Raw genomic sequence first — 17,955 nt, 5'->3', positions numbered from 1 at the left:
AGGGGAATCGACGAGGGTTCAGTTTATTCCAGCGCCAACGTGACATCTTCACAGGCCCTCTGCGGCACCAGATGAATATCGACACGCCGGTTGGCAGCACGCCCGACCTCGGTGCCGTTGCTGGCGATTGGCTGACTGGCCCCAACGCCCTGCACGGCAAAGCAGCTGTCGGCAATGCTCCCCATGCGTTGCATCCAGTCACGCACAGCGGATGCGCGCGCCTGGGACAGGGCCTGGTTCTGCTCGACAGAACCGGTTGCATCGGTGTGCCCGGCAATCACGATCAGCCAGCCCGGCCGGGCTTTGATGCCGACCAAGGCGTTGATCAACACGTTGGTGGAATCCGGTTTCAGCGTTGCACTGCCGGCATCGAACAGCGCCAGGCTGTCCAGCCGCACCGGTTCGGGCACGTGGGTTTCAGGCTCAGGCACCACCAGCCACGTCTGCCAGGCGAACACCGTAAACAAGGCAAGGATAAGCCCCGATACCAATAGCCAGGGCAGCAGTGGGTGGCGCCGCAGCGGCGCTTCAGGAGGCGGCAGGATCACGACAGGTGTCATCAATGCCGGACGTATCACCCTCAATGGCACCGGTAGCGCTTCACTGGATGAGCCGAGCTGTTCCAAGCGCTGGCCGACCTGTTGACGCAGCGCCTGGAGCGACGGCAACGTGCCGTGGGGCGAAAAGCGTGGCTGCAACCGGCCCAGCTCGGCGTGCAGGTGGGCCAGGACAGGCACGCTGTACGACGTAATTGTCGCGCGGCGCAGCAGTACGTGCAGTTGATCGAACAGCCACCCCAACAGGTCGAGCCGGGAGGACTCCATTGGCGGCCATACATGCGGCCACTCGCTGACCAGCGCCTGGATAATTGCAATGCCGTGGGCCATCCCCTCCATACCCTGACGCTGGGCGCACGCCAGGGTGTAGTTGCACGCGGTTTGCAGGTCTGCGCCGTTGCGCTCGAACAGCCTCAGGCACCACCGCTCGATCTTCACCCAATCCACATCCGGACAGGCGGGATGGCCGAGCTTGGCCAGCTCATCGCGCACGTCCGTGAATTCGCTGAAACTGCGCGGATCACCGCCCACTTGAATACCCATCCCAAACACTGTCGTCATCGAGTTACCCTTGCGTTATCGCTTCAAGACCTGGACAGGTACTGCTCGCGCGTCAAGTGACGCACCAGCACTTTGCCCTCGGGGCCCAGGGTGGTGCCGAAGCTCACGCGGTGCCCGTCTTTCAATTGCAGGTCCAGGGCATATTCAAGATGCCCCGGCAACGTCTGAGGCAGCAGTTCGACCGCCACCGCCGCCAGACGCGGTTCGTACTTCAGCAAAGTGGCGGTCATGGTGTTGATCAATCCATGGGCGGTGGCGGGCAACCCTTGCAGGATCAGGCCCATGTCCGGCAACCCGTAATCCGGCAGATGGCTGAGCGCACCCGCGCGGCTGTTTAGGATGCGTTGCACGTTATCCAGTACGGACAGGGTGTGCTGGTCCTGCTCGCTCACGCGATGCAGTTCAAGTTCACCCTCGAAATTTTGCAGCAGCAGTTCGTAAAGCGAAGGGTTGGGCTCGGTCATGGCTCAGTCCTTCCCCAGGGCCCGCAGCATCAGGCGGTTGTCTCCCAGCTCGATCACCCGCGCCCGATCCGGGTCCAGGTCGTCGCGCGCCAAGGTCAGACGCCACGTGTTGAGCCGGGTATCGGGGTCTCGGAACAAGGCCACTACCGTGACGAACCGTGTGTCCGCATCCATAGGCACATTCAGTTGCGTCCCCTCCTCCGGCCTCAGCACTACCGAGCGTTTGTCCAGCAACGCGCTCGCCAGAAGTTGATCATCATCGGCCAGCAAACCCTCGTAGGTGGCCAGCTCCACCGCCTTGTTGTCGCGCAGTTGGTAAACCCGTATCAGAGTCGGCACCGACAACCCACTCATGTCGCGGGTCTGGGTGTTCAACGCGGTGCGCGCGCTGAAATCCAGGTGCAGGGTTTTGACCTGCTTGTAGAAGATCGCCCTGGCAGTCGACGCCGTGCCGTCCGACACCGTCTGCGCCAGGCCACACCCCGCGAGCGCCAGCGCAGTCGCCGCCAGCATCAATGACTTAAAAACGGTACGCGACATGCTGCGTCTCCCTATTGCACGGGTTAATCGAAAGGCCCTGGTAGCGGCCAAGGTTGATCGAAAGGCTGTCATCAACCGGCGCCTGCCAGGCATCGCCGCGCCACCCGAGCACACCGGTCATGCCTAGCCGGATCGGCGCGTGCCCCAGCACCGGTAAAGGCAGGCTGCGCACCGGCAGTGACAACTGCAATTTCACCGTGCATCGCCAACCCAGGTAGACACGTAGCAGTACCAGCAAATCGCGATACAACTCGCCATCCGGCAACCAACCACGGGCTTGCAGGGGGTCGTCGGTATAGAGCGCCAGGCGCAACTGGCTGTTGGCGTCCTGGCCGACGCTGCCCAGCGGCATACCCTGGGACAAGCTCACCGGACGTTGTCGGGAAAGGCTGGCCGGGTGCGCCAACGTAATGCGTTGCGCCCAGTGCGCAGTCACCTGCGCCTGGGTGTCGGGGGCCAGCAGCTTGACCAATGCCATGATGCCTTCGGCATTGCGCGTGGGCAGGCGCATCACACTGAGCAATGCCAGGAAACGCGAGACCGGCGTAGCGATCTGTCGCGCAGTGCCGGGAATGCCCAGGCCGATCAGGCCCAACAGGCATTGCGAAGTTGCATCGGTGCCGCCGGCTTCGAACGTTGCCGGGTAGGAATACTTGCGCCAGATCCGGTAGAGCTGGGTGAACAGCCGGTGATTGAACATGTCCAGGAACGCTTGCAGCGCAGCATGACCTTCCCGGCGTTGCGCGATGTCATCCAGAAATGCCGTCGGCATCGGCGAGTCGACCCCGTACAAACCGAGCAAGCGTGTGCGTACCGTCGCTGGCCGCTCAGGGCATACGTCATCGATTTCGATCGCCTTCAACTCGCTGGCCGCAAATCCCATGCCCGGATCAGGCCGAAAGCGCACGGCATCGTCGGCGGGATGCGCGGTGCTGCCCAAAGGTGGTTGCCCCGGTAACGCCTGCTCCAACAACTGGCAAAACCGATACAGATTGGCCTCGGCCACTCGCGGTTGCAGGGCGTCCAGCAAACCGACGGCTTTCAGCCGGGAATACGCTGACTGTGATTCTCGTTCCATCGCAGGCACTTTCCAGTAGGTTGCAGGATCAGCGTGAGCTGGGTGAACACATGAATATCGGCATACAGAGCAAAGAAACGGTTGAGCATTTCGCCGAACAGGCTGATGTCGCCCTCCCCCGAAAAGCCATGGGCGTCCAGGGTGATTTCGATATCAACCCCGCGCAGCAAAAAGCCTTTCTCGAACCGCTGCACCAGGTGATGCCTGACCTCGACAATCGCGGCCAGGCGACGCCGATTCAGCTCGCTGCCAGTCCAGTCATAGAGCGCGAGCGTGCCCCTCAGTACCTCGGCATCGCCCAGCATCGGCAGGAAGTTCGACCCCAGGTGGCTCAGCACCCGCCAGTGAAAGCGGTCACGATTCGGCGGATAGCACGGCAAGGTCGGCGCACACAGGTTGCGCACGCGTAAAGCAGTTTGAGTGGACTGCACCGCAGTATCGAGCAGCGTGCTTTGCAGGGCCTTGCGCGGTAACTGACCGTGAGTCCCGGTCAGGCGCAACGAGAGATTTTCCTGCTCAAGCAGGCGGTCTTTGTCGAAGCCTTCGCCACCCAGGACCAACCAGGTGTCGTGCAGGCCATTCGCCGCGCGCTTGAGACGCGTATGGAAGTAGCGCTCCGGCGCTTCATCGCGCAGCATGCCGCCCTTGTGCCGAAAACTGGTGAACGGCACATAGTCCTGGCGCTCGCCGTTTCTCGACGCGGTCACGCGGTCCACTGAATAAATCTCCATATGGCCATCCTGCAAGCGCATGGGGCGCAGCAGGTAGTCGGTTTGCAACGGCGCCAGGGTCAGCGGGTCGGCCTCCAGCGGGAACAGGTTGATCACCGGCACGGCGTGCAGGCGGATGTGCTCGCGGGTCAGCTCGAAGGTCGAGGGCCAGGGTTCACGCAGCACCACCTCAAGCTCGAACCACTCGGTGTCGGGGGCAAGCTGCAAGTGCTCCAGACCACACAGGGTCACGAACATGAACTTTTCGCGGAAGCTGAAATACTCCAGCAATAACTGATAGCCGCTGAAGGCGCTGTCACCCTTGGGCCACAGCCGGTCCTCTTCAGCAAAGCCCTTGGGCGCAAAATGCGCGGTGACGGGCTGGCGCTCGGTGTGGCCGGCCCAGCGCACATGCATCGCCTGGGTGTTGAGGGTGAGCGCCTGATGCAACGCACTGGCCAGGGGCGCATCGGCGTTGAGGTACAGAGGCAGTCGGCTGAGGTCGATCTGGCTCCAGTCGGTCAACGCTCCGCAGGAAAAACGTAGGCGCAACACTGAGCGGCCGTCCGGCTCAAAGCCCCGCCCAACCGAGACCAGAGCCAGTGGCCGCAGGGTCAGGTCCTGGGTGGTGGTGTAGCGGCAGCGTGTACGGTGTGGCCCGATGGGTTGTGACAGCACTTCGAAACCCTGGGCGATCAACTCGCTGCCTTTCATCTGCGCCAGTTCCGGCACCAGCTCGACCACCGACAGCGACGCAATGGTGCGCAGGTAATGCGGCCACAGCAGGCTGACCAACCCTTCGGTCAGCTCCGGCAGGTCATCGTCGAGTTTCTCCCGCAGGCGGCCCATCAGGAACGCAAAACCTTCGAACAGGCGCTCCACGTAAGGGTCCTGCGCGCCTGGTTTGTCGAGGTTGAGCTGTGCGGCCCGATCCGGGAACGCCTCTGCGAACTCCTTGCCAGCCTCGCGCAGGTAGCGCATTTCGGCGTCGAAGTAGTGCAGCGTCAGATTGTCCATGCTCACAGAAAAACTCCTGGTGTATGAGGGTCAGCCGCAGAGCACTGCGGCGCGTACCGGGTCGATGGCCACGAGCGCCGCCAGCAATGTTTCCATGCGCCGCGCCAGGGTGGGTTTGTCGGCGTCGTTGCGCTGGGCTTTCACGCGCAAGAGCTTGAGCAGGCGCGCCTTGACCTCGAAATTCAGCTCGGGCTCCCACTCGCCCAACGCCTGGCGTTGCGCGGTGGCGTCCAACTCCCCGAGCAGGTGGACGGCCAAGTCGCTCTTGCCATACTGTTCGGCCACCCGCGCCATCAGCAGGCGCAGCAGCCAGCGCTGGCGACCGGTGTGGATACCAGGGCGCGCGGCCAGCCAGGCGAGCGCATGATCCACGCCGTCACTGTCAGCCTGGGCGATGGCCTCGCCTTCCAGCGACAGGACGTCGCCGTTGTCTGCCGCCGCAGCCACCGAGGTAACGGGCAGCCACGGCTGGGGGCGGTTGCCGCTGACATGCTGGACGATCCATTCGCGGGTGGTTTCGTCCGCGAAGGGACTCCCGTCGCTCCAGCACAACACCTCCAGCCCCGGCAGGCGTTCGAGAAACATGCCCAGGTCGCGCTTGGTGATATCGCCCCAACCGTTCTCGGGCGCAGGTTGTTTGCTCAAGGCTTGGTACAGGTACCACTGCAGATCGAGCCAGAAATGGTTCACACCCTCGGCATAAATCCGCTCGACCTGATCGATCAACTCCGCCCAGTTTTGTTGCAGGTACAAGCGCTTGAGCTGTGCCCGATAGTCCCCTCTCGGCGGTGTCAGCCGCGTGTGGTTGTTCTCCTCTTGAGGCGGCGCCTGATGCACCGTGTCCCAGCGCAGGCTCTTCATCAGGCGATGAGCGGCCAGCCATCCCAAGGGTTGCTCGCGCAGGTAAACAGCCAGGGCCCGACCGCTGTCGAGCAGGTCGCGTCCGGACTTGATCGACGTGACGGGCAAGGCATTGGCTTGCGCCGAGGACTCGTGGCTGGCGGTGTTCTGCGGCACCAGCGCCTCCGTCCCGCCGGACTGTGCCAACCGCGCGGACAAGGCGGTATACAGCGGTTCCAGGTTTGGCCTTTGCCCCTGCGGCCATGTACTCAAACCACGCTCAAGCCAGGCAAGCGCCGCCGCGGTACGCTCGGCTTCGGCCTTGACCACCTCCGGGTACAGCAGCAGTGTGTCCAGCACCTTGCTGCTGGCCAACCATTCCAGGGCCATCCTGCGGCTTTGGGGCCGGGCTGGCAGCACCGTTTCGGCAAAGCGCTCAATCAACGCGGCCAACAGGCTGAGGCCGTCGGCCAACCCAACTTCGCCCTCCTTGTGCAAGCGCGCCCATAGGTAGTAAGTGGCGACGCGCAGATCTTTGCAGCTCTGGTGCAGCAGCTTTTGCGCCAGTTGGGCGACCTGCCCGGCATCGGCACCGGAGAGCTTGCTGACTTCGTCGCGCATGCGCTGGAAGTCATCGTCGTAGCCAGGGTCTTTGCCGACGGGAAACTCGGCGCTGATGGGTTGCAGCCAGGGTTGCCAGTGGTCGGCCTGTTCGTGGGCGACGCAGAGGGCATCGCGGGTGCCCAGGCAGCGGGTGATCAAGGTGCGAAGGCTCATGGGAAACTCCCGTTTTGTGCGTAGGCTGCCTGGCTGTCGGGCTCGCTGAGAAATATCTGCGCGGGCAACGTGAAGCCTCTCAACGTGAGCAACGCCAACGGCCCTGCGTCAAATTCGGTGCGCAGGTGCCAGGTCAGGCTTACGCCATCGGGCGCCTTGAGCAGCAGGCGATAACGACTGTCAGCGTCGTCCAGCGGCGTGACCTGGGCGTTTTCCAGCCAGCGGATCAGGCCCCAGGTGCCGGGGTAATCGCCGAACAGGCGCTCGCCGGCATGCACGCTGGTCCAGCTCAGGCTTACGCCGGGATAGTCGCTGTGGCCAGGCCATTGAAAACGCTGCCAGCTTTCCTTCTGGTTGAAGTACTGATGCCGGTCGCCGTTGAGGATGAACGTGGTCTGCACCACATCGCGCACGGCTTTGCCTTGCAGCTCGAAGCTCAGCCCCATGCCGCCGTCGGTGTAGAGCAAATCGGCGAGGTTGCTGAGGTGGTTGATGGCGCCGAGAAACTGCGGATTGAAACGCAGCCCCTGGCTGTGGCGTGGATCGGCGACCCACTGGCTGCCCTCCTTGCGCAATACACCGCTCAGTTGCCGCTGTAGAAACTGCTCGATGCGCCCCGAATCCGCGCGGATCATCTGCCCCAGCATCGGCAACGAGGCATCGCTGGCCGTGGCCGCAAACGGGTAGCGACTGGCGAAGGCCGCGTTCCACGGATTGACAATGGAGCGCTGCCATTGGCTGTTCAGGCCGGCGGCCGACGGTTGCAAGACCCGCTGCCAGGCCTGCTCCAGCGGCTGCACGAACAGCGTCTGCGCCGCCCCGCTCCACTGCGCGCCCAGGCTGGCGGCGAGCAGGCTGCCGTAGGCCTGGGTGTCGGTCAGGTCTACACGGCGGCCTTGAAACACGGTTTGCGCCAGCGCCTGCGTCATTTCCAACGGGTCGGGCGCGGTGCTGACTTGCTGGAGTTTCAAGCGCACCCGCGTCACCTGGGTCAGGAACGCCTGGAGGCTCAGGCCGTCCGTGTTGTTCTTGTCCAGCAGCGCCAACAACGGGCCGAAGGTCGCCGACAGCGGGTCCTTGATTTCGCGCACAGGGACCTTGTCCTGGCCAATCAGCCTGTGTGCGGATGCCGCCAGCGAATCGACCAAGGCCTCGGTGCGAGTGCCAGCCTGCGCGTGATAGGCCACGGTATTCATCAGCGCAATCAGCGGTGACTGGCGCACATCGCTCATCAGCGTCAACTGGTCGATGGACTCGTCAAGGCTCGCTGCCGGTTGCCAGCGCAGGCTGTTGAGCAGGTCCAGCCAGGCGCTGGCATAGTCCTGGAAGTAGCGCTCGGCAAGGCGCTCGCGCAATTGGTCGGGGCGCAATCGGGTGTCGACGTCGGCGGGTTTGTCGCTGAGTACCCAGTCGATTTCCTCACGACGGGCGTCGGCGATGTCATCGATGGCTTGGCGCACCTGCCCCTCCCACGCCTGCCGGGTGAAGACGCCGGGCACGCTGGCGTCGCTGGAAAACAGCGCAAAGGCATCGGTGTCGCCGACCAGTTGGTGCAGGTCAAGGGCCGGATAGTGAGTGGCGGCGTCATCGAGCAGTTGCTGGTACAGGTTGGCCTCGGCATTACGCTGGCCCAGTTGGCCCAGCAGGATCTGTCGTACGTGCGCGATCAGCCGCGCGTCAGGTTCGATGCGCCAGGTCGGGTTGGCGGCCAGGTGCTCGGCATAGAATCGCCAAAGCGCGGGCGACAAGGTTTGCAAAAGACCTGGCGTAACTCCTGGGCGGGAGGGCTCAACGCTGCCCAGGGTTTTGACCAACAAGTCGGCATCAGCTTTGTCCGGACGCGCCATCATCAGGTAGGCCTTGAGCGGGTCATAGGCCTCGCGGGCGCGCTCGGCACGCTCTGGGTTATCCGCTTGCAGCCGGACCAGCGCGCTGAGTTGCTGACGAAGGCTTGCGGCGGCCGGGTCGCGGATCAGGCGGTTGTTGGCCTCGACGTAGCGCGGCCACACCGTTTCCAGCAGCGCCGGGTTTTGATTCAGGCCGAAGCGCTGGTACCACGGTGCACCGTGTTGAACGCGATCATCCAAGCGCGCCAATTCGCGGACCAGTTCGTTGAGGGCCTGGAGCTGTTCGTCAGCCTGGGAAGCGTGCTGCAAGGCCTCAACCGAGGCTCGAACCTGCTGGATCTGGGCGCGATTGCTGATAAAGGACAACAGCAGCCCTGCGCTCCACAGCATGGCCACGCCGAGGGCCAGCACATACCCGATTCGCGGCACACTCCAGCCGAATCGACGGTGATTGAGGGGCTTGTCATCGAGCACACCCTGCCAGGCGCCATCCACCGGCCAGAAATGTTCGGGCATGTTGTTGATCGGCAACACCGGCAGACTGAACCACACCCCACGCAACGACACACCGGCGGCCAACTCGCCAGCCAGGGGCGCCAGGGTGTGACACCAACGCGCAATGCCCTCGTCTTGCAGATCCCGCGACAGGCGCAGCAGGAAGTCATGGTTCATGACCGCGTTCATCTGCGCCAGGCCCTCGCGGCGCAAGGGCTCCACCAGACGTGTCAACGCATTTTCCAACACCGCCGGCGTAAAGCGAGCAGGCAAATGACAGCCGACCGGTTGCGCCATGCGCCCGGCTTGACGCCATTGGCTGTCGCAGACCTGCCACAAGTACAGCGGCAACTGCCAGCCAACGCGTTTGGCCAGGCGTTGCAACTGCCGCACACCCGCGCCCATTGCCGCATCGTCGGCGGCCTGGTTTTTATCCAGCGCCCAGACCACCCCGTCCAGCGCCCGCCCGCGGCTCAGGCCTTTCCAGCGCTCGGAGAATGATTGATCCAACGCCGCCTGGGCGCTGCCGCCCCAGAGCAGAACGGTACGTTGGCCTTCCAGCCAGAAGTGCTTGGTCAGGGTTGGGGCGAGGGCTTCGATTTCGGCGGGCTCGCCGATGACCAGTAGCAGGCGGGTTTTTTGGCGCCAGAAGAGGCCGTATTGAGTGCGCAGGCGGGCGCGCAACTCTGAAAAATGAAGATTCTTTTGGCGAGGCGCCATCATCGGTGCATCTGACGGGGCATAGACATTGTTCGCTTGCCCATATCGCCGGCGATTCTGACGTTCTAAAAATGCCACTAGCCTTGGTAGGTTATAACCCGCCAGCGCGAGGAGGATGATCAATAAAAAAGCCAATACCTTGTGCGCATGTTCAATCAACCCGACCCGCTCACCGAACGTCCAGATCAGCCAGCCCAGCAGTAGCAAAAACGCGGTGCCCCATATTGCTGCGCCCACGTATCGCCACGAGTGACTCCAAGCGTTCATGCCAACTCTCCCGTAGTAACGGTACTAACCCAGTGCCCTGATTGTTCCCGGGCCAATACCAACAAAGGCGCGCGCTGATGCTGGGCCACCTCCACCGCAAGCGCGCTCACCAGCCAGTGACCGAGCGGCCCCGGCAGCCCGCTTAAATCCTCCTGAATCCATTGCTGCTCGACGCTCAGCGAAGCGCCATGGGCGCCAGCGACAGCAAGTATTTCACCAGTCAATGGTTGCCAGGCCGCGCTGTCGGCCAGCAGACCGGATGCCTTGCAGGCAGTTGCCTGGGTTTGCAGCAACAGCGGTAGCTCGCTGTCCAGCGCACCGATATCCAATGGCATAGGCCTTGACAGACCCGCCGTGATGGGAAGTTCAAGAGCGATTGCCAGCCTGTCCGGACATAGGAGCAAGGCTGCGAGCCCGTCGGAGTAAGCACCTTTGCCATGCACCTGTAGCACCAGAATGAGCTCGATGACCGTGCTGCCGGTCTTTAGGGTTTCGTCGATCCAGCTGTACGACAATTCATCAGCCGTGCAGATGATCGCGGGAGGCGTTCGGTTTATCGCGTCACTCCAGACCCGCCGTAACCTATCGCTCAGGCCATCGTAATGACCGGGATCGACATCGCTGAGCAGTGTCACCCGCAACTTCTGCCCTGAAGGCAGCGCTTTAATTGCCGACGCCACAGCGTGGATCAGCATCTGTAACCCGGCCTGGGCTCGCTCCGTTTCCACAGGCAAGACAGCAATACGCCGTGCTTGCCCGGTACGGGAAGGCAAGCCGGAAGGAGCTTGAGTCAATACACGCGCAGACACCTGATCCGGCAGCAGTACACAACTGGCGCAAATCGCCATGTGACGCCGGGCCCAGCCTTGCCAGGATTGCTGCGCTTCGTGTGCGCTTTCCTCAAGAAGCTGGTGATGGCTTAGCGCTCTGCCATAGACATGGGCACGGGCACCGAACGCCAAGAGCCACACCAACAACGGCATACCGGACAGTACCCGGACATCGAGCGCATGCAGCAACGACACACGTTCGGAGGAGTGCAAAAAAAACAACAGCACACACGCCAGCAACGCGACGACGGCCGCCCATAACCAACGCCCCAACAAGGGTGGCTTCGGCACATCCGCCAACGCGGATGGCTGACGATTCCAGCCCATGACTAACCCACCCCGCAATCGGGAGCGCTGGAAATCAGTTGGCAACCGCACTCACAACGACAGCCATTGACCACCATCGCCCGCCCCCCCTCAGACCAATCCGGGCTGCCGTCAACAATCCGGTTGACGCCATGCCCCGGCAGCGGGCAGCGCACCTCATCGCCTACCAATGCAACCCGTTTGCCATTAACGATGGTCGTAGATGAGGCCGATATGACCTCACCACCATGGGTGGTTTGATCACCTAATAAAACAAAGCCTTGGGACATCAACATTTCGCTCCATGGGTCATGTGTTCAAGTGCCCCATGCACTCAAACTTTCTTCAACGCTTGACTCGGTGAACGTCGCCACCAATTAAAAAGCAATGGGCCAACTTCTTATAACGAAGCAAACACAACTTGAATGCGTAATCGTCGATACCGAAAGCGCGTGAAAAAGATCACGGCTTCCATACAGGGAACTCAACTTCGCGCAAGGGATGAACGCTGCTCGGCAAGGGTTGCGTGAGCCCCTTATTCGTTGTTCTTTCACGGGAAATTCGCCCGTCAGCGCCGACCAGTCGATAGTCATATATCGGCAGCGCATTACCCCACTCATCCACAATAAGGTACTGCCCGAAACCAGGCTTTTCAGGGGACGGAATCCACTCGGGTAATAACCGTGGGCGACGGTCTGGACATCTTTCGTATTGCCAAACCGATAAACATTCACGTGCGCGTCCTGTGCGCAGGCTTTGTAGTTTCCAGAAGTCTGGCTTCGATTGGCCGTCGGCTACGACGCTGCCGTCGGGATAGGTGAAAACGGTGTAGTTTCCCTCTTTTTTTTCCTTTGGCCCCGCCGAATAGACGACGAAATCCGGGTGTATGACCGGTTCGAAATATACTTGCCGCGCCTGTAAAGCCCGATAACTAAGGTAGATGCTGCCCTCGCCGGTCAAGCCCACAGTTTTTTTATAAGGTCCCAAAAACTCTTCATCGACCCAAGGGTAGTAATCCTTCTTGATCGTCAGATCACCATCAACTTTGAAATCAGCTCCTCCCCGTGGTGAGTCGTTGTAATCAAATATCACGACCACACCGCCGCCGCCTCCAGCGGTCACGTTCTCGCCAAAACGCGTTGGATCGGCATACTCCACACCGAAGGTCACATTCGCCAAATGCCAGCGACACGCCCCTCCACCATCTTTTGGCAGCTCCACCTGGTAAAGATCGCTCTCTCCCTGACGCTCCAGTTCCTTGTAAACCGACTGATGCCCATCCCGTTCCATACGTTGGCCGCTGGGGCCGCGTCTGATGCTCTTACAGATGGGCGAGCGATACATCACCCACATGGTTTCGGTTTTCAGTTCCTTGGGCAGTTTCACGGTGACGGTTATTGTTTCGCTGTTGGCCGGCGGTGCCAGGCTGTAGTCCTGGCGGCAGCCGCTGACGCTGAAAAACATCACGCACAAAACCATTAACCGGCGCTGCAATATGGGCCTGCGCTTGGCGGCATCCACGGACTCGATAATCGAACTTGGCATGGTCGACCTCATCACTTCCATACAACAGGGAAAACAACTTCGCGCAAGGGATGAACACTGCTCGGCAAGGGTTGCGTGAGCCCCTTATTCGTTGTCCTTTCACGGGAAATCCGCCCGTCAGCACCGACCAGTCGATAGTCATATATCGGCAGCGCATTACCCCACTCATCCACAATAAGGTACTGCCCGAAACCAGGCTTTTCAGGGGACGGAATCCACTCGGGTAATAACCGTGGGCGACGGTCTGGACATCTTTCGTATTGCCAAACCGATAAACATTCACGGGCGCGTCCTGTGCGCAGGCTTTGTAGTTTCCAGAAGTCTGGTTGCGACTGACGTTCCTCCACTACGCTCCCGTCGGGATAGGTGAATTGGGTGTGGTTACCCTCTTTTTTCTCTTTTGGCTCAGTGGAGTAAACAGCAAAGCCCGAATGCAGAATGGGTTCAAAATGGACACGCCGAGCTTGTAACGCTTGATACTTGAGATATATATGTCCCTCACCAGCCAAGCTGATGTATTTCTTATAGCCACCAAGAAAAGACTCACTTATCCACGGGTAGTAATCCTTCTTGATCGTCAGATCACCATCAACTTTGAAATCAGCTCCTCCCCGTGGTGAGTCGTTGTAATCAAATATCACGACCACACCGCCGCCGCCTCCAGCGGTCACGTTCTCGCCAAAACGCGTTGGATCGGCATACTCCACACCGAAGGTCACATTCGCCAAATGCCAGCGACACGCCCCTCCACCATCTTTTGGCAGCTTTACCTGGTAAAGATCGCTCTCTCCCTGACGCTCCAGTTCCTTGTAAACCGACTGATGCCCATCCCGTTCCATGCGTTGGCCGCTGGGGCCGCGTCTGATGCTCTTACAGATGGGCGAGCGATACATCACCCACATGGTTTCGGTTTTCAGTTCCTTGGGCAGTTTCACCGTGACGGTTATTGTTTCGCTGTTGGCCGGCGGTGCCAGGCTGTAGTCCTGGCGGCAGCCGCTGACGCTGAAAAACATCACGCACAAAACCATTAACCGGCGCTGCAATATGGGCCTGCGCTTGGCGGCATCCACGGACTCGACAATCGAACTTGGCATGGTCGACCTCATCACTTCCATACAACAGGGAAAACAACTTCGCGCAAGGGATGAACGCTGCTCGGCAAGGGTTGCGTGAGCCCCTTATTCGTTGTTCTTTCGCGGGAAATCCGCCCGTCAGCGCCGACCAGTCGATAGTCATATATCGGCAGCGCATTACCCCACTCATCCACAATGAGGTACTGCCCGAAACCAGGCTTTTCAGGGGACGGAATCCACTCGGGTAATAACCGTGGGCGACGGTCTGGACATCTTTCGTATTGCCAAACCGATAAACATTCACGGGCGCGTCCTGTGCGCAGGCTTTGTAGTTTCCAGAAGTCTGGCTTCGATTGGCCGTCGGCTACGACACTGCCGTCGGGGTAGGTGAATTTAATGAAATTGCCAACTTTGTGTACCTTTGACCCTTCCGAACGAACCAGTACCGAAGAGTGAAAAACAGGTTCGAAATACACTGTTCGCGCCTGCAATGCCTGATAGTTAATGTAGATGCCACCTTCACTCGCCAAATTTATAGTCTTGCTGTACCCGCCTATAAAACTTTCATGTATCCAAGGGTAATAGTCCTTTTTGATTGTTAAATCTCCGTCAACCTTGATATCGGCTCCTCCTTGTGGAGAGTCGTTGTAGTCAAATATCGCGATCACGCCTCCACCAGCGCCATAAGTCACGTTCTCGCCAAACCGCGTCGGGTCGGCATACTCCACACCAAACGTCACATTCGCCAAATGCCAGCGGCACGCTCCTCCTCCATCTTTTGGCAGTTTCACCTGGTAAAGATCGCTCTCTCCTTGGCGCTCCAGTTCCTTGTAAACCGACTGATGCCCATCCCGTTCCATGCGTTGGCCGCTGGGGCCGCGTCTGATGCTCTTACAGATGGGCGAGCGATACATCACCCACATGGTTTCGGTTTTCAGTTCCTTGGGCAGTTTCACCGTGACGGTTATTGTTTCGCTGTTGGCCGGCGGTGCCAGGCTGTAATCCTGGCGACAGCCGCTGAGGCTGAAAAACATCACGCACGCGAAACTGAGCAGTCGGGTAAACCCGGTTTCGACCTTTAGCGAACTGATAGGCTTAACCATAAATTTTCTCGTAATACGCTTTGGGGTCGGCAATGGCATTAAAGCGTTGCAGCGCTTCCGCTCCGCCCTCCATTTGCTGGGTGACATGCAGGGCCTGGTCTACCAGGGCCTGCAAGTCGAGAAAAATGCGACTGCGGGCCAATTCGTCTTCATGAATGCTCCCGTAGTAGTCCTTTATCTGCTGTTCGAACTTGTGCCTCTCTATCTGCCGCTCCAGTAACGGATCGCGCTCGGCGTCAATCGATTCCAGTAATTGGTTGTGGATATAGGGTTGGTATTGCGACATGTAATGATCGCCAATACGCGGCATTCGCCACGTCGTCGGGAGGCTGTAGCGCGGGAAGAACCGGGCCCGGCTTTCTGCAGTCAGGGAGGTATTGAGGCGCTGCGTGGCCTGCTCAGCCTGCTGATCACTGTCCTCGCTCAAGCTTGGCACCAAATACAACTTGGCTTTTATCGGCAGTTCATAAGTGAGCGTGCTGCGATAAGGCGAGCCGTCAGGTCTGCGGTAAGCGGGGTATGGGGTGAATTCTTGTTGCTGGTGTTGTTCGGTACGGAGAAACAGGGCGATCTCACCGTGATGGCTGTATGGGTCTTCATGCTTGAACAGGGCGCTGGTAACAGCTTGACGTAGCGACCAACTAAACCCGGCCAGCAGGCCCATAGGGCCGTAGATGTCATACAGGTAGTTGTCCAGCGCGGCCTCGGGGGGCACGCGAGGAATGGCGTCCATGTCGTTGACATGGCGAAAGTGCCTGAGGTCGCCTAAAAATTGCACGGCGTGGAGGGTAAAGGTTCGGGGCATCCCGTAGGTATAGAGCAAGGGGTTATGGTCTTTCAGCGAGGCCGCGTGGATGAGGCCGAGGGCGCCGCCCAGGCTATGGCCGCAGATGAACAGCTTTTTACCATCAATCCCCTTAAAAATCGTCTGCCCCAAATGTTGGGTATAAACCCGTCTCGCCACCTCAAATGCATCTCGAAAGCCAAGGTGCACACTGCCCACAGCGGTGAGGTCGGGGCAAGGAACCTTGGGCTCGCAAACCGCCGCGACCTCAGATTTCACGGGACGAAAGGTCGCATCGGTAATTAAATCAGCGAGCCCTTCCATCTCAGTGCCGCGCCACGCCACCAAAACCTGGGATGCACTGATAACGTAAAAGAGCTGGGTATGACCTTCCGGTGGCTTTTCTTTGGCAGTGTCCAACGCCTTGACTGTTGTATAGCGATCACCGAAGGGCACATCTACCACCACACAGGGCCAAACCTGGCCGTTATCCCAGACCCTAGGTGTACGCGACAGATCCAGGCATTGCTGCTCGAAGAACTGATTCACGGAACCCAGTTCGTGCTCATCCCGATTGCTATACGACAAAATACTCATCAAGCCCAAGTTGTAGGCATTGACCAGGCTGTACTCAGGCTGGTGATGCAACACCAGAGACCAGGCGCGAAAAGGGCAGACTTCCAGCACATGGCGACGGTCCAGTTCCTCATCGCTGACGGTGAAGCCGCGCCAGCCTGGATCAGGAAAGTGAAAGGCCGGGGGCCGCTCGGGATCTGGCACAGGCGGGTCAAGAGTCGGCAACTTGTCGCAGAGTTGGCCGATACGCAAATAGTGATAGCCATGCCCGGCAGCGAGCGCCTGCTTCTCGACGGGCGAGAAGCCCGAGCGTTGCGGGCCGTACATCGGTGTGCGATCCCCAATATCCGGCCGGGGCGGCTCGGCACGTTCGGCACGCAAGCGACGGTTTTTCAGTTGCTCGGCCAGCGGGTTGGCCTGCATCAGAAGCGTAATGGCCAGCGGATGCAGGCCTTCAATGCGAATCACGCCCTCGGCATCGCTGTAGCCAACGAACTCGGGTACAAAACCCTCGCGAGTGGCTTCATTCCTCGCGTAATAGGGCAGGTTTGCCAAGGGCTCGCCCTGCTCGTCCAGCAACTGGAACTCAATCCAATGCTTTATCTGTTCACCGCCAATGAAATCCTTGTACGGATTAAGGGTATCTGTACGGTGCATTGGATCGTTCATGTCATGCCTCAATAAAAAATTATATTTTCAGGTCATTATCAGATTGATCGAGTTGAACCGGCTCTAGCCGTGTCTCTTGGCCGACTCAATTTCAGCCTTTAGTTCAGACCAGACGCTGGCGCTGACAAGTCGTATCAAGCGGCCGGCCATGGCGGATAAACATTTACCCGCCAACCCCTGCCTGGCTCTCTTCTTGATCAGGCATTCAATATCCTCGACTAACTGCTCTTCATCGAAGTACCACCACACCGGTGGTACTGGCGCCAACATGTTACTGATACATACCGGCGCCACTCTCTCAAACAGAGCAAACTCCACGTCGCTGATGGAGTAGTTTTTTGCAACCCTCGCAACGTACTCATAGTCAACCTCACTGCCTACAAACAAACTAGAGAGCGCCGACCAGAGCTGGTGTTGTTCTAGTTGATTTGCCACTGGGTAAATTCCTCAATCTCATCATCCAGAGAGTCTGCAAGTTTCGATGCAACCCAGCCCGAAGCAGCCCCGCCCGCGAGCATTAAGCCGATTGCACAAAACGGTGCGCCCGGCCCGCAGACGGCAGAGACGGCCAGGCTGGCCAGCGCAGTACCGGCGACCCCGCCGCTTATCGTAATGCCCTGCTTGATAGCCTCTTTCTTCTTATTCTCGGCATTGGCGATTTCGTAAGTTGCATAAACGATCGTTACCACGATCAACACCTTGCCTGACACCTTCAGCACTTTGTTTAACGTATTGAATCCGGCATTAGGCCTGGCCGAAGACTCTACAATCTCGTAATACATGGCATTCTTTTGCTCAGGATTTAGCGCAACGAAGGTCTTGCCGAACTTCCTGGCGGCTTTTTCATCCAGCAGTTTTTCCAAACCGGGAGAAACAATCTTTCTTTTTTCGGCAATCGCCCGTCCGGGCACCGAGGTTTTCTTCCGAGTTTCCGCCATGATTTTATTGCGTGCTTCATAGCAAAACTCAGCGGCCTCCTTTACTGAGATATTCCCCGCAGTTACTTGCGACAGCACCTGGGCTTTTACCCGCTTGACATTACTGTTGTAGTTATCACGCAGCCTCGCATCACTTATAAAGTCCGAAGAGAATTTGAGCGCCGCCCCCTCAAAACTCTCAAGAGCACGCTCCAACGTATCATCATCAATCTGATGGCTTTGTCGGGCCAGGTAGTTCCGATAAAAAGCATCCATACC

At 59.5% G+C, this 17,955-nt stretch carries 15 protein-coding genes; all 15 read right to left on the bottom strand.

Features of this window, described 5'->3' with window-relative positions; genetic code table 11:
• Positions 1-23: 23 nt before the first annotated feature.
• Positions 24-1,118, bottom strand: coding sequence for an OmpA family protein (locus tag DNK50_RS15255; RefSeq protein ID WP_112194916.1), 1,095 nt, complete (start codon positions 1,116-1,118; stop codon positions 24-26).
• 23 nt (positions 1,119-1,141) lie between these two features.
• Entirely contained in the window at positions 1,142-1,582 is a 441-nt protein-coding gene (gene tssE, locus DNK50_RS15250) for a type VI secretion system baseplate subunit TssE (RefSeq protein ID WP_112194914.1), read from the bottom strand.
• Between the two features lie 3 nt (positions 1,583-1,585).
• On the bottom strand, positions 1,586-2,122 hold the full coding sequence (tssJ, locus tag DNK50_RS15245; protein ID WP_112194912.1) for a type VI secretion system lipoprotein TssJ: 537 nt from the start codon (positions 2,120-2,122) through the stop codon (positions 1,586-1,588).
• Complete coding sequence (tssG, locus tag DNK50_RS15240; RefSeq protein ID WP_112194910.1) at positions 2,103-3,200, bottom strand: type VI secretion system baseplate subunit TssG; 1,098 nt, start codon at positions 3,198-3,200, stop codon at positions 2,103-2,105. Before tssG ends, tssJ begins: the two co-directional genes overlap by 20 nt.
• Entirely contained in the window at positions 3,164-4,933 is a 1,770-nt protein-coding gene (tssF, locus tag DNK50_RS15235; RefSeq protein WP_112194908.1) for a type VI secretion system baseplate subunit TssF, read from the bottom strand. Before tssF ends, tssG begins: the two co-directional genes overlap by 37 nt.
• Positions 4,934-4,957: 24 nt before the next feature.
• On the bottom strand, positions 4,958-6,544 hold the full coding sequence (gene tssA / locus DNK50_RS15230; protein ID WP_112194906.1) for a type VI secretion system protein TssA: 1,587 nt from the start codon (positions 6,542-6,544) through the stop codon (positions 4,958-4,960).
• Positions 6,541-9,873, bottom strand: coding sequence for an ImcF-related family protein (locus tag DNK50_RS15225; RefSeq protein WP_112194904.1), 3,333 nt, complete (start codon positions 9,871-9,873; stop codon positions 6,541-6,543). Before DNK50_RS15225 ends, tssA begins: the two co-directional genes overlap by 4 nt.
• Positions 9,870-11,030, bottom strand: a complete 1,161-nt coding sequence (locus DNK50_RS15220) for a hypothetical protein (RefSeq protein WP_256595274.1) — start codon at positions 11,028-11,030, stop codon at positions 9,870-9,872. The genes DNK50_RS15225 and DNK50_RS15220 overlap by 4 nt, the downstream gene beginning before the upstream one ends.
• Before the next feature lie 2 nt (positions 11,031-11,032).
• A complete protein-coding gene (locus DNK50_RS15215; RefSeq protein ID WP_112196948.1) occupies positions 11,033-11,299 on the bottom strand; it encodes a PAAR domain-containing protein in 267 nt (88 codons plus the stop codon).
• A 172-nt stretch (positions 11,300-11,471) separates the two neighbouring features.
• Complete coding sequence (locus DNK50_RS15210) at positions 11,472-12,554, bottom strand: hypothetical protein (RefSeq protein WP_256595273.1); 1,083 nt, start codon at positions 12,552-12,554, stop codon at positions 11,472-11,474.
• 11 nt (positions 12,555-12,565) lie between these two features.
• Positions 12,566-13,648 carry a hypothetical protein gene (locus tag DNK50_RS15205; RefSeq protein ID WP_256595272.1) on the bottom strand — a complete coding sequence of 361 codons (1,083 nt, stop codon included), beginning with the start codon at positions 13,646-13,648 and terminating at the stop codon, positions 12,566-12,568.
• An 11-nt stretch (positions 13,649-13,659) separates the two neighbouring features.
• A complete protein-coding gene (locus tag DNK50_RS15200; protein WP_112194902.1) occupies positions 13,660-14,730 on the bottom strand; it encodes a hypothetical protein in 1,071 nt (356 codons plus the stop codon).
• Positions 14,723-16,759: a lipase family protein gene (locus DNK50_RS15195; protein ID WP_112194900.1), complete on the bottom strand. Its 2,037-nt coding sequence runs from the start codon at positions 16,757-16,759 to the stop codon at positions 14,723-14,725. Before DNK50_RS15195 ends, DNK50_RS15200 begins: the two co-directional genes overlap by 8 nt.
• A gap of 63 nt (positions 16,760-16,822) precedes the next feature.
• On the bottom strand, positions 16,823-17,194 hold the full coding sequence (locus tag DNK50_RS15190; protein WP_112194898.1) for a hypothetical protein: 372 nt from the start codon (positions 17,192-17,194) through the stop codon (positions 16,823-16,825).
• The gene (locus DNK50_RS15185) at positions 17,179-17,952 is read right to left on the bottom strand and encodes a hypothetical protein (protein ID WP_112194897.1); all 774 of its coding nucleotides are present in this window, start codon (positions 17,950-17,952) and stop codon (positions 17,179-17,181) included. Before DNK50_RS15185 ends, DNK50_RS15190 begins: the two co-directional genes overlap by 16 nt.
• Positions 17,953-17,955: the final 3 nt, after the last annotated feature.

Source organism: Pseudomonas sp. LG1E9 (assembly GCF_003290225.1).
Classification (GTDB): Bacteria; Pseudomonadota; Gammaproteobacteria; order Pseudomonadales; family Pseudomonadaceae; genus Aquipseudomonas; species Aquipseudomonas cyclaminis.
This window is presented reverse-complemented; position numbering and strand designations above follow the sequence as displayed.

Bases quoted from the DNA above. Each gene is read 5' to 3' on its own strand.
- DNK50_RS15185 (WP_112194897.1), bottom strand. From the start codon at position 17,952: ATGGATGCTTTTTATCGGAACTACCTGGCCCGACAAAGCCATCAGATT.
- DNK50_RS15195 (WP_112194900.1), bottom strand. From the start codon at position 16,759: ATGAACGATCCAATGCACCGTACAGATACCCTTAATCCGTACAAGGAT.
- DNK50_RS15210 (WP_256595273.1), bottom strand. From the start codon at position 12,554: ATGCCAAGTTCGATTATCGAGTCCGTGGATGCCGCCAAGCGCAGGCCC.
- tssE (WP_112194914.1), bottom strand. From the start codon at position 1,582: ATGACCGAGCCCAACCCTTCGCTTTACGAACTGCTGCTGCAAAATTTC.
- DNK50_RS15215 (WP_112196948.1), bottom strand. From the start codon at position 11,299: ATGTCCCAAGGCTTTGTTTTATTAGGTGATCAAACCACCCATGGTGGT.
- DNK50_RS15200 (WP_112194902.1), bottom strand. From the start codon at position 14,730: ATGGTTAAGCCTATCAGTTCGCTAAAGGTCGAAACCGGGTTTACCCGA.
- DNK50_RS15220 (WP_256595274.1), bottom strand. From the start codon at position 11,030: ATGGGCTGGAATCGTCAGCCATCCGCGTTGGCGGATGTGCCGAAGCCA.
- tssJ (WP_112194912.1), bottom strand. From the start codon at position 2,122: ATGTCGCGTACCGTTTTTAAGTCATTGATGCTGGCGGCGACTGCGCTG.
- DNK50_RS15205 (WP_256595272.1), bottom strand. From the start codon at position 13,648: ATGCCAAGTTCGATTGTCGAGTCCGTGGATGCCGCCAAGCGCAGGCCC.
- tssG (WP_112194910.1), bottom strand. From the start codon at position 3,200: ATGGAACGAGAATCACAGTCAGCGTATTCCCGGCTGAAAGCCGTCGGT.
- DNK50_RS15225 (WP_112194904.1), bottom strand. From the start codon at position 9,873: ATGAACGCTTGGAGTCACTCGTGGCGATACGTGGGCGCAGCAATATGG.
- tssA (WP_112194906.1), bottom strand. From the start codon at position 6,544: ATGAGCCTTCGCACCTTGATCACCCGCTGCCTGGGCACCCGCGATGCC.
- DNK50_RS15255 (WP_112194916.1), bottom strand. From the start codon at position 1,118: ATGACGACAGTGTTTGGGATGGGTATTCAAGTGGGCGGTGATCCGCGC.